The organism is Pseudoroseomonas ludipueritiae (genome assembly GCF_014490445.1).
Classification (GTDB): domain Bacteria; phylum Pseudomonadota; class Alphaproteobacteria; order Acetobacterales; family Acetobacteraceae; genus Pseudoroseomonas; species Pseudoroseomonas ludipueritiae.
Genome location: NZ_JACTUZ010000127.1, coordinates 1 through 12,591, shown reverse-complemented (window position 1 = coordinate 12,591; position 12,591 = coordinate 1). Strand labels below are relative to the sequence as shown.

General features: G+C 69.2%; 18 protein-coding genes. 10 read left to right on the top strand and 8 right to left on the bottom strand.

From position 1 onward, the window contains the following. Together IBL25_RS19945 and IBL25_RS19940 are read left to right on the top strand one after the other, a co-directional pair. The coding region (locus tag IBL25_RS19945) for an ABC transporter permease (RefSeq protein WP_367615647.1) at positions 1 to 1,643 on the top strand (1,643 nt) is incomplete at its 5' end. A gap of 50 nt (positions 1,644 to 1,693) precedes the next feature. Continuing rightward, a complete protein-coding gene (locus IBL25_RS19940; RefSeq protein ID WP_187780264.1) occupies positions 1,694 to 2,221 on the top strand; it encodes a sugar O-acetyltransferase in 528 nt (175 codons plus the stop codon). A gap of 44 nt (positions 2,222 to 2,265) precedes the next feature. Here IBL25_RS19940 and phoB read toward each other — a convergent pair whose 3' ends face one another. The 6 genes from phoB to pstS form a co-directional block, all read right to left on the bottom strand. Beyond that, positions 2,266 to 2,985 carry a phosphate regulon transcriptional regulator PhoB gene (gene phoB / locus IBL25_RS19935; RefSeq protein WP_187780262.1) on the bottom strand — a complete coding sequence of 240 codons (720 nt, stop codon included), beginning with the start codon at positions 2,983 to 2,985 and terminating at the stop codon, positions 2,266 to 2,268. Positions 2,986 to 2,998: 13 nt separating this feature from the next. Further along, complete coding sequence (phoU, locus tag IBL25_RS19930; protein ID WP_187780261.1) at positions 2,999 to 3,721, bottom strand: phosphate signaling complex protein PhoU; 723 nt, start codon at positions 3,719 to 3,721, stop codon at positions 2,999 to 3,001. Positions 3,722 to 3,740: 19 nt separating this feature from the next. Then, a complete protein-coding gene (gene pstB / locus IBL25_RS19925; protein ID WP_187780260.1) occupies positions 3,741 to 4,568 on the bottom strand; it encodes a phosphate ABC transporter ATP-binding protein PstB in 828 nt (275 codons plus the stop codon). Between the two features lie 8 nt (positions 4,569 to 4,576). After that, the gene (gene pstA / locus IBL25_RS19920) at positions 4,577 to 5,470 is read right to left on the bottom strand and encodes a phosphate ABC transporter permease PstA (RefSeq protein WP_187780259.1); all 894 of its coding nucleotides are present in this window, start codon (positions 5,468 to 5,470) and stop codon (positions 4,577 to 4,579) included. Further along, positions 5,467 to 6,420 carry a phosphate ABC transporter permease subunit PstC gene (gene pstC, locus IBL25_RS19915; protein ID WP_238940549.1) on the bottom strand — a complete coding sequence of 318 codons (954 nt, stop codon included), beginning with the start codon at positions 6,418 to 6,420 and terminating at the stop codon, positions 5,467 to 5,469. Before pstC ends, pstA begins: the two co-directional genes overlap by 4 nt. 121 nt (positions 6,421 to 6,541) lie before the next feature. After that, positions 6,542 to 7,591 carry a phosphate ABC transporter substrate-binding protein PstS gene (pstS, locus tag IBL25_RS19910; RefSeq protein WP_187780257.1) on the bottom strand — a complete coding sequence of 350 codons (1,050 nt, stop codon included), beginning with the start codon at positions 7,589 to 7,591 and terminating at the stop codon, positions 6,542 to 6,544. A 244-nt stretch (positions 7,592 to 7,835) separates the two neighbouring features. Here pstS and IBL25_RS19905 point away from each other — a divergent pair, with 244 nt between their 5' ends. After that, positions 7,836 to 8,552, top strand: a complete 717-nt coding sequence (locus tag IBL25_RS19905) for a sensor histidine kinase (RefSeq protein WP_187780256.1) — start codon at positions 7,836 to 7,838, stop codon at positions 8,550 to 8,552. A gap of 26 nt (positions 8,553 to 8,578) precedes the next feature. Here the strand turns inward: IBL25_RS19905 and IBL25_RS19900 are convergent, their stop codons facing one another. Further along, positions 8,579 to 8,758: a hypothetical protein gene (locus IBL25_RS19900; RefSeq protein WP_187780255.1), complete on the bottom strand. Its 180-nt coding sequence runs from the start codon at positions 8,756 to 8,758 to the stop codon at positions 8,579 to 8,581. A 187-nt stretch (positions 8,759 to 8,945) separates the two neighbouring features. On the opposite strand from IBL25_RS19900, the gene IBL25_RS19895 reads away from it, so the two are divergent. Next, positions 8,946 to 9,545 (top strand): sigma-70 family RNA polymerase sigma factor, encoded by a 600-nt coding sequence (locus IBL25_RS19895; RefSeq protein WP_187780254.1) that lies wholly within the window; start codon positions 8,946 to 8,948, stop codon positions 9,543 to 9,545. Here IBL25_RS19895 and IBL25_RS19890 read toward each other — a convergent pair. After that, positions 9,506 to 9,940 (bottom strand): PRC-barrel domain-containing protein, encoded by a 435-nt coding sequence (locus tag IBL25_RS19890; RefSeq protein WP_202986831.1) that lies wholly within the window; start codon positions 9,938 to 9,940, stop codon positions 9,506 to 9,508. The genes IBL25_RS19895 and IBL25_RS19890 overlap by 40 nt on opposite strands. A 213-nt stretch (positions 9,941 to 10,153) precedes the next feature. Here IBL25_RS19890 and IBL25_RS19885 point away from each other — a divergent pair, with 213 nt between their 5' ends. The 6 genes from IBL25_RS19885 to IBL25_RS19860 all read left to right on the top strand — a co-directional run. Further along, a complete protein-coding gene (locus IBL25_RS19885; RefSeq protein ID WP_187780266.1) occupies positions 10,154 to 10,420 on the top strand; it encodes a hypothetical protein in 267 nt (88 codons plus the stop codon). Between the two features lie 229 nt (positions 10,421 to 10,649). After that, positions 10,650 to 10,958 (top strand): con-10 family general stress protein, encoded by a 309-nt coding sequence (locus tag IBL25_RS19880; protein WP_187780253.1) that lies wholly within the window; start codon positions 10,650 to 10,652, stop codon positions 10,956 to 10,958. A 71-nt stretch (positions 10,959 to 11,029) separates the two neighbouring features. Next, entirely contained in the window at positions 11,030 to 11,227 is a 198-nt protein-coding gene (locus IBL25_RS19875) for a hypothetical protein (protein ID WP_187780252.1), read from the top strand. A 39-nt stretch (positions 11,228 to 11,266) separates the two neighbouring features. Next, entirely contained in the window at positions 11,267 to 11,488 is a 222-nt protein-coding gene (locus IBL25_RS19870; RefSeq protein WP_187780251.1) for a hypothetical protein, read from the top strand. Between the two features lie 139 nt (positions 11,489 to 11,627). Continuing rightward, positions 11,628 to 12,275 carry a PA2169 family four-helix-bundle protein gene (locus tag IBL25_RS19865; protein WP_187780250.1) on the top strand — a complete coding sequence of 216 codons (648 nt, stop codon included), beginning with the start codon at positions 11,628 to 11,630 and terminating at the stop codon, positions 12,273 to 12,275. A gap of 107 nt (positions 12,276 to 12,382) precedes the next feature. Next, a partial coding sequence (locus IBL25_RS19860) for a hypothetical protein (protein ID WP_202986830.1) occupies positions 12,383 to 12,591 on the top strand: 209 nt, incomplete at its 3' end.

Genomic DNA, 12,591 nt, shown 5'->3' with positions numbered 1-12,591 from the left:
GGTCCTCACTGTCCCGCCCGCCCGCGCTGGGGGTGCTGGCCATCCTTTGGCTGGCCGTGGTGGGGATCGCGCCTACCGCCCGCCTGCTGGCTGAGGCCGCCGGGCCCGCCATCAGCACCCTGGCGCAGGATGCCGCCGTCTGGCGCGCCGCCGGCCGCAGCCTGACGGTGGCGGGCGGCGCCATGCTGCTGGCCGTGCTGATCGGCACCGCCCAGGCCGGGCTGCTGCTGCTGCGGGACGTGCCAGGCCGCCGGTTGCTGATCTTCCTCTGCATCCTGCCGCTGCTGGTGCCGCCGCAGATCATGGCCCTGGCCTTCATCCAGGCCAGCGGGCCTTCCTCGCCACTGCTGATCTCGCTGGGGCTGGCGCCGCCGCTGGGCTCGCAGAATCCCTTCTATGGCCCTGGCGGCATGGTGCTGCTGCTGGGTATCCAGAACGCGCCGCTGGTCTTCCTGGCCATCGCCGCCCTGGTGCGCCGCCTGCCGGGAGAGGTGCTCTCGGCCGCCCGCGGCCTCGGCGCCACGCCGTCCCGCGCGCTGCGGATGGCGGTCTGGCCGCTGCTGCGGCCGGGGCTGCTGGCGGGCGCGGGCCTCGCCTTCATCTCGGCACTGGGTAATTTCGGCATCGCGGCGTTGCTGGGCATCCCGGGCCGTTTCCCTGTGCTGACGGTGCTGATCTGGCAGCGGCTTTCCGCCACGGGGGCGGCGGCGCTCTCCCAGGTCGCGGCACTTTCGTTGCTGCTGGCGGCGCTGACCCTGCCCGGGCTTCTGGCGCAGACGCTCGCCGCCCGCCGCAGCGGCTGGAAGTCCGGCAAGCCCTTCGAACCCCTGGCGCCCACCGGGCTGGACCGCCTGCTGCTGCTGCCACTCTGCCTTTACCTGCTGGCCGTGCTGGCGCTGCCGCTGGCCTCGCTGCTGACATCGGCGCTGGTGCCGGCCATGGGCATGGCGCTGACGCTGGAAAGCTTCACCACCCGCCACTTCGCCGCCACTGTCGCGCCAGGGGCGCATACCCTGGCCGCTCTGGCCAATTCGCTGATGCTCTCCGGCGGCGCCGCGCTGCTGCTGGGCCTGGCGGCGCTGCCGGTGGCCCTGGCGCTGCGCCACCGCACGGTGCGCGCCACCGCCATGGCGGCCGACCTGACCTATGCCCTGCCCGGCGCCTGCACCGCCGTCTCGGTCATCCTGCTGGTGCTGGGGCTGCCCGGCGGCGGGCTGGTCTATGGCACGCTGGGGCTGATCCTCTTCGCCTATCTCGCCCGCTTCCAGACCCTGGCGCTGCGCCCCGTGGCCGCCGCCGCCGCGCGCATGGACCCGGCGCTGGAGGATGCCGCCCGCGGCATGGGCGCCGGGCTGCTGCTGCGGCTGCGCGCCGTGCACCTGCCGCCCATGGCCCCTGCCCTGGCCGCCGGCGCCCTGCTGGTGATGCTGCTGGCGGTGAACGAGGTGACGGTCAGCGCCCTGCTCAACGGCCCCGGCACGCAGACGCTGGGCGTGCTGGTCTTCAACCTGCAGGACGGCGGGCAGTCGCCGCAGGCCGCCGCCGTCTCCTGCCTCTCGCTGCTGCTGGTGGCCGGGCTGATGGCCCTGGCCAGCCTGCTGGGCCGCCGCCTTCCGGCCGGGACGCTGCCCTGGCGCCCCTGAGCCTTCCATCACCGCTGGAGGAGACAGACGTGCCGACCGAGAAGGAAAAGATGCTGGCCGGCGAACTCTACGATGCCGGCGATGCCGAATTGCAGGCCGATGCCGCCGCCGCCCGCGCCTGGATGGTGCGCTACAACGCCTCCCTCGGCCTGCCGCTGGCGGAGCGGCGCAAGCTGCTGGCGGAGGGGCTGGGTGCCATCGGCGAAGGCGCCACGGTGCGCCCGCCCTTCCACGTGGACTACGGCTACAACATCCGCTTGGGCAAAGGCGTCTTCCTGAACTTCAACTGCGTCATCCTGGATGTCGTCGCCGTCACCATCGGCGACAAGACGCAGATCGGCCCCGGCGTGCAGATCCTGACCGCCGACCACCCACGCGACCACGCCACGCGCGATGCCGGGTTGGAATTCGGCCGGCCCATCCATATCGGGCGCAATGTCTGGATCGGGGGTGGCGCGCTGATCCTGCCCGGCGTCACCATCGGGGATGACGCCGTGATCGGCGCCGGCAGCGTGGTGACGCGGGATGTGCCAGCCGGCGCCACCGCCTTCGGCAATCCAGCGCGCGTCAAGGGATAAGGCGGAACCCGGTCCGGCAAGGCCGCCCGACCGGGTAAAGATGCTTAGTGGGGTTCCACGTCCAGCGCATAGCCGGCGCTGCGCACGGTGCGGATGACGTCCAGCTCACCCTCCCCGTTCACCACCTTGCGCAGCCGCCGGATATGCACGTCCACCGTGCGCGGCTCCACATGGATGTCGCGGCCCCAGACGCTGTCCAGCAACTGCTCGCGCGAGAAGACGCGGCCCGGGTGCTGCAGGAAGAATTCCAGCAGCCGGTATTCCGTGGGCCCCAGTTGCAGCGAGCGCCCGGCGCGCGTCACGCGGTGCGCGTCCTGGTCCATGGAAATGTCGCGCCAGCTCAGCACGCCCTTGGCGCCGACGCCGGAGGAACGCCGCAGCAGCGCCCGGATACGCGCCATCAGCGCATCCATCACGAAGGGCTTGGAGATGTAGTCGTCCGCGCCGGTATCCAGGGCGCGCACGGCGTCCTGGTCCTCGGTGCGGGCCGTCACCATGATGATCGGCAGGTCCCGCGTCGGCGCCTTGCGGCGCAACTGGCGGCAGACCTCCAGGCCGGAAAGCGCGGGCAGCATCCAGTCCAGCAGGATCAGGTCCGGCGCCGCCTCGGCCACGCGCAGCAGCGCCTCCTGGCCATCCATCGCTTCCTCGACGCGGAAGCCCTGCTTCTCCAGGTTGTAGCGCAGCAGCGTCAGCAGCGGCGCCTCGTCCTCCACCACCAGGATCGTGGGGCGGCTGCCGGCACCCAGGTTCAGGTCGGGCATGGGATGTCCTTCCTCAGACGGGCGGCCGGACCACGGCGAAGGGCGAAGTATCGCCCTTCGGCCGCTCTTCCGGCAGCGCCCCGCCGCGCACGGCATAGAAGACCGTCTCGGCGATGTTGGTGGCATGGTCGCCGATACGCTCGTAGTTCTTCGCCACGAAGAGAAGATGCGTCGCGGCAGTGATGTTGCGCGCATCCTCCATCATATGCGTCAGCAGCTCCCGGAAGATGCCGTTATAGACCTCGTCCACATTGGCGTCGGCGGCCCAGACGCGCTCGGCGGCGGTGGCATCCTGGTTCACCAGGCTGTCAATCGCTTCCTTCAGGTTCTGCTGCACCAGCTGCGACATATACTGGAAGCCCTGGAAGCCGCCGATCTGCGGCTGCTGGCTGATCACCACCGCGCGCTTGGCGCAGTTGCGGGCATAGTCGCCGATGCGCTCGATGGCGTTGGAGACCTTCATGGCCGCGATGACGAAGCGCAGGTCGCTCGCCACCGGCTGGCGCAGGGCCAGCAGGCGCACGCAGAAATTCTCGATGTCGCGTTCCAGCTGGTCGATCTCGCCGTCGCGGCCGATCACCTCGCCGGCCAGTTCGGTGTCGCGGCGGATCAGCGCATAGGCGGCATCGGCCACCTGGCGCTCGGCCAGCCCGCCCATGCGGGCCACCATCTCCCGCAGCTTCTTGAGCTGCTCCTCATAAGAGCGGGAGATATGCTCGGACTGCTCGTTGGGCATCTCTTGTCTTTCCTCCGCCTCAGCCGAAGCGGCCGGTGATGTAGTCCTGGGTGCGCTGCTGCTTCGGCGCCGTGAACATCTCTTCCGCAGGCGCCACTTCCACCAGCTCGCCCAGGTAGAAGAAGGCCACCTGGTCGGCGCAGCGCGCCGCCTGCTGCATGTTGTGCGTGACGATGGCGATGGTGAAATCGCGCTTCAGCTCGTCGATCAGCTCCTCGATCCGCAGCGTGCTGATCGGGTCCAGGGCCGAGGTCGGCTCATCGAGCAGGATCACCTCCGGCCGCACCGCGATGGTGCGCGCGATGCAGAGGCGCTGCTGCTGGCCGCCCGAGAGCCCCATGGCGGAGGTGTTCAGCCGGTCCTTCACCTCGCCCCAGATGGCGGCGCGGGTCAGGGCCCATTCCACCCGCTCGTCCATCTCGGTCTTGGAGAGCTTCTCGTGCAGCCGGATGCCGAAGGCGATGTTCTCGTAGATCGTCATCGGAAAGGGCGTCGGCTTCTGGAAGACCATGCCGATGCGGGAGCGCAGCGCGTTGATGTCGATGTTGTCGTCCAGGATGTTCTGGCCGTCCATCAGCACCTCGCCCGTGGCACGCTGGCCGGGATAAAGGCTGTACATCCGGTTCAGCACCCGCAGCAGCGTGGACTTGCCGCAGCCGGAGGGGCCGATCATGCCCGTCACCCGCTTCGCCGGCAGTTCGAAGTTGATGTTCTTCAGCGCCTTGTTGGCACCGTAGAAGAAGTCGAGGTTTCGCACCTGCAGCCGCGCCTCGCTCGGCGGGCTGCTCTGGTGGGCTTGGGCCGCGACGGCCGCGGGCGTTTCGATGCGGGTGGTGGCGCTTGCCATGATCTGCCTCACTTCCGGCGGCGCAGCAGGCTGCGCGCGAAGATGTTGAGCCCGAGCACCCCGAGCGTGATGATGAGAGCCCCCGCCCAGGCCAGGGCGATCCAGTCCTGATAGGGCGAGCCGGCATAGGCGTAGATGGTCAGCGGCAGGCTGGCCATCGGCGCCGAGAGGCTCAGCGACCAGTTGAGGTTGCCGAGCGAGGTGAAGAGCAGCGGCGCCGTCTCACCCGCCACGCGGGCGATGGCCAGCAGCACTCCGGTCATGATGCCGGAAGCCGCGGCGCGCCAGCAGACCAGCGTGATCATCTTCCACTTCGGCGCACCCAGGCCGATTACGGCCTCCCGCAGCGTATCGGGCAGCAGGCGCAGCATGTCCTCGGTGGTGCGGACCACGATGGGGATGACGATGATGGCCAGCGCCACCGCCCCCGCCCAGCCGGAGAAGCCGCCGAAGGGCACCACCAGCACCTGGTAGACGAACAGGCCGATCAGGATGGAGGGCGCCGAGAGCAGGATGTCCGACACAAAGCGCACCGCGTTGCCCAGCGGCGTGTTCTTGGCATACTCGGCCAGGTAGGTGCCCACCAGCAGCCCGATGGGCGTGCCGATGGCGGTGCCGATGAAGGTCTGGATCAGGCTGCCGATGATCGGGTTCAGCAAGCCGCCATTGGAGCCCGGCGGCCGCGTGACATCCGTGAGGACATGCAGCGAGAGCGCGGAGCCACCGTTCCAGATCAGCGTGCCCAGGATGGAGACCAGGAACATCAGGCCGATGCCCGTCGCCACGAAGCAGGCGGCGCGGACGGCCATATCGGTCCGCCGGCGCCGGCGGCCCAGCGCCGCGGAGGCGCGCAGGTCCCGCGGGCGCCCGGGCATAGAGGAAGCCTGCATGGAGGCGCTCATTTCGCCATCCTCTGGCGCAGCAGCAGGCGCGAGAGCGCCAGCACGATGAAGGAAATCACGAAGAGGATGAAGCCCAGGCCCAGCAGGGCTGAGAGCTTCAGGCTGCCCATCGTCGCCTCGCCGAATTCCAGCGCCACCACCGAGGCGATGGTATTGCCCGGGCCAAAGAGGCTGGTGGAGATGCGGTTGGCATTGCCGATGACGAAAGTGACCGCCATGGTCTCGCCCAGCGCGCGCCCCAGGCCCAGCATGATGCCGCCCACCACCGAGACGCGGGTATAAGGCAGCACCACGTTGCGCACGACCTCCCAGGTCGTGCAGCCCAGGCCATAGGCGCTTTCCTTGAAGACCGGCGGCACGGTGTTGAACACGTCGCGCATCACGGCGGCGATGAAGGGCAGCACCATGATCGCCAGGATCAGCGAGGCGGTGAAGATGCCCGTGCCGAAGGGCGCGCCGGAGAAGAGCGCGCCGATCACCGGCAGTTCGCCCAGCGTGTCGATCAGCGCCGGCTGGAAGGTCTGCGCCATGAAGGGGACGATCATGAAGAAGCCCCACATGCCGTAGATGATGGAGGGCACCGCCGCCAGCAGCTCCACCGCCGTGCCCACCGGGCCGCGCAGCCAGGTGGGCGCCAGCTCCGTCAGGTAGAAGGCGATGCCGAAGGCCACCGGCACGGCCATGACCAGGGCCAGCACGGCGGTGACCACCGTGCCGTAGATGGAGACGCCGGCGCCGAAGACCTCCTGCACCGGGTCCCAGTCCGTGCCGGTGACAAAGGCCGGGCCGAAGGTGCGGAAGGCATCCCAGCCGCCGATGAAGAGCCCGACGATGATGGCGCCGAGCAGCAGCAGCACGAAGATGCCGGCGCCCTGGCAGGCGGCCTTGAAGATGGTGTCGCCCAGGGCGCCGGACCGGCGTGCATCGCGCGGGACGGACGCGGCGGTCATGGTTACGGCCTGCTGCAAGGCTGGAGGCTCCGGCTGTTGATATGTCTGCGCGGGCGGGAAGCTAGCCGCTCCCCGCCCGCCATTGAACCGCCCTTCGGCGTGGCGTCCCTCTAGTCCGGCCTTACTGCGCCGGCCAGACCGCCTTGCCGTCCACCTTCACCTGCGCGGCCCAGGCGGCGCGCACCGCCTGCTCCACCGCCTCCGGCAGCGGGATGTAGTCCAGCGAGGTCGCGATGGCGTCGCCGCCCTTGTAAGCCCAGTCGAAGAACTTCATCACGTTCTGCGCCTTGGTGGCATCCGCCGGGTTCTTGGGCAGCAGGATGAAGGTTGGCGTCACGATCGGCCAGGACTTCTCGCCCTGGGTATCCACCACCGAGGCGGCGAAGTCCTTGGCGCTCCAGTCCGCATTGGCGGCGGCGGCCTGGAAGCTCTCGCTGGTGGGCGAGACGAACTGGCCGGCCTTGTTGCGCAACTGCGTGGTCACCAGCCCATTGGCATGGGCATAGGCATATTCCACGTAGCCGATGGCGCCGCGCACGTTCTTCACGGTGCCGGCCACGCCCTCATTGCCACGGGCGCCCGCGCCGGTCGGCCACTTCACGGAAGTGCCGACGCCCACGCGCTGCTGGAAGTCCTGCGACACGGCCGAGAGGTAGGAGACCCACACAAAGGTCGTGCCCGAACCGTCGGCGCGATAGACCGGCGCGATGGCGACATTGGGGAGGGTGACCTCCTTGTTCATCTCCACGATGCGCGGGTCGTTCCACTTGGTGACCTTGCCGAGGTAGATGTCGGAGATCAGCTCGCCGGTCAGGCGCAGCTTGTTGCTCTCCACCCCCGGGATGTTCACGATCGCGACAATGCTGCCCATGGTGGAGGGGAACTGCATCAGGTTCGCCTCCTGAAGCTGCTCCGAGGTCATGGGCGCGTCGGAGGCGCCGAAATCGACGGTGCGGTTGCGGATCTGGGACTGACCGGCGCCCGAACCGACAGACTGGTAGTTGAGCTGAATGCCGGCGCCCTCGCGCGCCGCTTCGGCCCACTTCTGGTAGAGCGGGCTGGGGAAGCTGGCGCCGGCGCCGGTGATGCTGGCCTGCTGGGCATGGCCGGTCACCGCGATACCGATGGAAGCCACCAGGCCGGCGGCCAGGGCAAGAAGGCGATTGCTCACCGCATACTCTCCGTTTCTCGGGCCCGGCACCGTGGGGACGGCCCTCTGGGCTGCGGGCCTTCTATCTCCGCCAGGCGACGAACTTATTGCAGTTCGATGACGCTCTGATGACAGCCGCCATCCTGCCGGTGGGCTTGCCGCCGGCCCCGGCTTTTGCTGAAACCCCCTGGGCGGGCCATAGTGGCACGCGACCAGTGAGCGTTCGGGACAGGCTTTTGCCAATCATGGACGGAACAGGGCCCTGATGCCCCATGACGCTGCCTGCCACGCGGCCCTGGCCGAGACCCAGGAGCAGCTCGTGGCGTTGCGGCAGGAACTCGCCGCCGCGCGGGAACAACTGGCTGTGGCCCAGCAGCGGCTTGGCGCCCTGCATCACGAGCTGACGCACCGGGTCAAGAACAACTTCCAGCTCGTCGGCTCCCTGCTCCGGCTGCAGGCGCGCCGCGCCGGCAACGACACCGCGGCGCGCATCCTCAACACCACGGTGCTCCGCATCCAGGGCATGTCCGCCCTGCATGAGAGCCTCTACCGCAACCGCGACATCGGTCGCGTGGAATTGTCGCACTACATCCGGGAAGTCTGCGGCCGCCTGGCGGATTCGCTGGTGGATGGCCGTGACATCCGCGTGACGGTGCAGGCGGAACCGACGGAGCTGCCGGGCGAATACGCCCTGCCGCTGGGGCTGGCGATCTCGGAACTGGTTTCCAATGCCCTGCGCCATGCCTTCACCCAGGGCCAGGGTGGTGAGGTGCACGTCTCCTTCCGGCGGGAGGGAGAGGATTTCGTGCTGGCCGTGCGCGACACCGGCCAGGGCATCGAGGACCGGGACACCGTGCTCAGCCGGGGCTTCGGCCTGCTGCTAGTCAGCTCCTGCGCCCATCAGGTGGAGGGGGAACTCGAGTTCACCGAGCACCCGACCACCTTCTTCATCCGCTTCCCCATGGCCATCGCGGCCGCCTGAGGCCGCGATGGCGGGGCGGGGCTTCCTCAGCCCTTCTTGTCGCCTTCCGGCGCATCCCAGCCCACGGACTTGCTGGGGCTGCCGCTGGAGGGCGGGTCGCTCGCCGGGAAGGTATCCTCCAGCGACTTCTCCACGATCTCTTCGTTTTCCTTCCGGCTCTTGTCCGGATTGGCGCCAGAAGTCTTATCGGCCTGGTTGGCAGCCATGACTGCTCTCCCTTCACGCTCAGTGTGAGGCCCCGGCGAAGCGCGGGCCTTGCCGAAGCAACAGCCGGAAACAGGTCGGAGTTGCAGCGCCCGCCCGCCGCCACGGACAAGCCTGCCAGCAACCCGGCCGAGCAGCAGGCGTTCCTTATGCAATCCCATCAGCATCATCGGGGCGGACATCGGGCCAGTGACGACCTTGATCCAGGACGACCTCATCGCATGCCTGCCCGATCTTCGCGCCTATGCAAGGTCCCTGACCCGCAACCGGCACGATGCGGATGACCTGGTGCAGGACACGGTCGTCCGCATCATGAACTCGGCGGACCGCTTCCAGCCCGGCACCAACTTCAAGGCCTGGGCCTTCACCATCCTCCGCAACCGCTTCCTCAACGAATTCGTCGCCAAGCGGAAGCAGACGCGCGAGATGGACGATGCCGAGATGGAACAGGTCCCCACCTCGGCACGGCAGGAGGAAGGGCTGGAACTGACCGATTTCCAGCGCATCTTCCACAAGCTGCCGGAAGACCACCGCTCCATCCTCGCGCTCGTCGCCGGCTCCGGCCTGGCCTATGAGGACGTGGCCAAGGTGCTCGACTGCGCCGTCGGCACCGTCAAAAGCCGCGTCCACCGCGCCCGCATGGCGCTCTATGCCCTGCTGGAGCAGGAAACGGCGGCCGGCGTGAAGCGGGAGCGCTTCCACCGCACTCCCGCCTCCGAGGAACGCCGGCGCCTCGAACCTGTCGCCGCTCAGAACCCCACCCGCGGCGTGGATACCGAAGGCCCGTAGTAGCTATGGACCCGCTCGCCCCAATCGGCGTCGGCGAGGTCCACGGTTTCCTCCGCCGCGTATGACGGCGCTTCCCGCAGGTCTTCCTCCGCCAGCCCCACCACATAGCCGCCGAGTTCGGTGTCGTAGCGCAGTTGCTGCCAGGGCAGCGGGTAATGCCGCGCGCCAAAGCCGAGCACGCCGCCATAGGCCAGCACCGCGTATTCCACCGTGCCGCGCATCTTGTCGATCATCAGCGTCTCGATGGTGCCCAGGCGGTGCCCGCCCGCGCCATAGACCGCCGTCCCCTCCACCTTATCGGCGGAGATCAGCGAAAGGGTCTCGTCGCGCGGCAGATGCGGCTCCTGCGGCACATGGCCTGGCGGGGCTCCGGACATCCGGTTCAGGTCACTCATGGCTTCCTCCTCAGAGTCTTTGTACGGAAAAGAACAAATGGCCACGCCGGGAGTTCCGATCTGGTCCGGAGGTGAAACTTCAACGGGGGCGTCGGGATTCTTCCAGCAGGCGCCGGACGGATGGGCCGGCCCTGGCGATGACCCGGCGAAGGCGGCTGCGCGGCAGCCGAAGCAGCCCCTGGTGGCCCTTCCCTTGCACAAGGAAGCAGAGCGATGTCCGACACCCGCTTTCCGACCAACTCCTCCCCCGGCAGCGAGACTCCGCGCTTCGAGCCGCAGGAAGGCCTCGGCCCCAATCCCACGACGCGCGAGGGCGCCGCGCAGCCGCGCGTGACCGACCGCCACGCCCCCATGCCGGAACGGCCGATGGATGCCACCTCGGCACGCCAGGGCCAGACCCTCGGGCATATCCGCTGGGTTCTGCTGATCTCGCTGGTGCTGGCCGTGGTGGCCATGGTCGCCGCCTATATGTTCATCTGAGGCGCGCGCGCCGCGCCTCCTCTCGCGCTCCCAACCTGGGGTTGGGAGCGCCGCGGCCGGGTTCGCCCCGGAGCCGCCGCAGCCGCCCTCCAGGTGGCAAATTCCGGAAAAACAAGGAAACACAAAGCTTGGAGCGGGCCGGAGGCGGGAACTTGGCTTTGCCTCGCCGGTTGTTCCCATGACCAGGCCATTCAGAAGGCCCGGGAGACAACAGGAAAGGATCAGACCCATGGCATCCACACGCAGCGGCGGCGGCAAGCAGGGTTTCGCCTCGATGGATCCCGAGAAGCAGCGCAACATCGCCTCCAAGGGCGGGCAAAGCGTTCCTGCCGCCAAGCGCAGCTTCGCGCAGGACCCGGCGCTGGCGGCCGAGGCCGGCCGCAAGGGCGGTCAGAGCGTCCAGGCGGAATCCCGCTCCTTTTCCCGCAACCGGGAACTGGCGGCGCAGGCCGGGCGCAAGGGCGGCCAGGCCACCCAGGGCAACCGTGAGCAGAGCGCGGCACAGCGGCGCGCGATGACTGAGAAACCCTCGGAGTAGCTCGCCGTTGATGCACTCAACCGGGCGGCCAGATTGGCCCCCCGGTGATGAGTAATGAGGATGTGAGGGATATGAGGGCTGCGGTCGAGCTTCCGGCCTTTCTCAAGACACAGAACGAGGCGAACAGCCCCTCCTATGAATTGCGCGCCGCTCTGGCCGAGCGGCTGGCTTCCTGGCGGCCCGTGCTGCGCGAGACGGCCCGTGCGACCACCAGGCTCCGCGCCTGTGTCGAGGCCGAGCACCCGGTCCTGTGCGTGGTGGCCGAGTAAGCTCCCGGCGCGGCACCGGCAGACATCAAGGAACCGACCATGACCGAACCCAGTGCCACCCCACGCCAGGGGGCGCAGGACCGGCAGCCCGCCGGCGCCGGCACGCCGCCGCCCGGCGCCTCTGAACCGAGCCCGCAGCAGCCGAAGACGCCGCCGCGCGAGGACCCCCAGGCTTCCGACCCCCTGCCCCCGGGCGCCGACAAGGACCTGCCGGAAGGCAAGTACGGCACGGCCGGCATCGTGGAGAAGCCGCGCGGCTGAGGCGCAACGGGGCTCCGGTCACGCCCAGGCTATCTCGGCGGCCGGCGTCAACGAATTCGCTTCTGCGTCGTTGACCCCTTCGTTGATCGGCCAGCGCCACCATTGGTGCCGAGGCTGAGGCAGCGAGGGGAACAGCGACATGACCGAGACCAGGACCGCCTCCATCGTGACCGGCTTCGAGAAGCGGATGGACCCGGGCCTTTCCACCGGCGGCAACGGGCGGCAGAACAGCCTCGCCACCCTGAGCGCCCACCTGCACGACAGCCATCGCGGCTATGACGCCGGCCGCCGCCAGACCGCCGACCGTTTCCTTCGCATCGAATTCACCGAGCTGGCCGAGAAGCGCGCCGCCATGGCCGAGGAGCTGGACGCGCTTCTCTCCCGCCTCGGCGCCGCGCCGCAGCCCGAGGGCAGCACCCTGGGCAATGTCCACCGCGTGGTGCTGGACCTGCAGGGCAAGCTCTTCGGCAAGGGCCGCGCCCGCGTGCTGCAGGAGGTGGTGCGCGGCGAATCCACCCTGGAAGCCGCCTATGCCGATGCCCTGGCCGAAGACCTGCCATCCGATGTGCGGCAGGTGCTGAAGCGCCAGTTCCGCCAGGTGCGCGCCACCGGCGACCGCTACGAGGCCATGCTGGAGGAGGACGAGGTTCCCGAGTCCGGCGGCCACGGCCTGATCGCCCGCTTCGACCGGCTGACCAAGCCGCTGACCAGCAATCCCATCCTGTCGGCCATCGTGGTGGCGGCGGCTTCGGCGCTGACGGCGCGGCTGCTGCGGCCCCGGCGCTGAGGACATCGCGCGCCCGCATGGCACCCGACATCCTTTGGTGAGGACACGAGGACCCGCGTGACGACGCAAAGCGGCTATCGCCCCATCCAGGCCCGGCGGTGCGGCTCATGAGCCCGCCGCCCAGCCCTCTCGCGGCGCCGCCCGGCGCCATCTATCACGCAGCCCCCATCGATGCCGCCGCGCTCCGGCGGGCCGCCAGCCGCGCGGCGGCACTGGGCTTCGATGCCCTCTGCCTCGCCGCGCCGGTGGAAGGCATGGCGGAAGCCGCCCGGGAGCATGGCCTGCGCCTGCTGCTGGACGCGCCCATGGCGGCGGA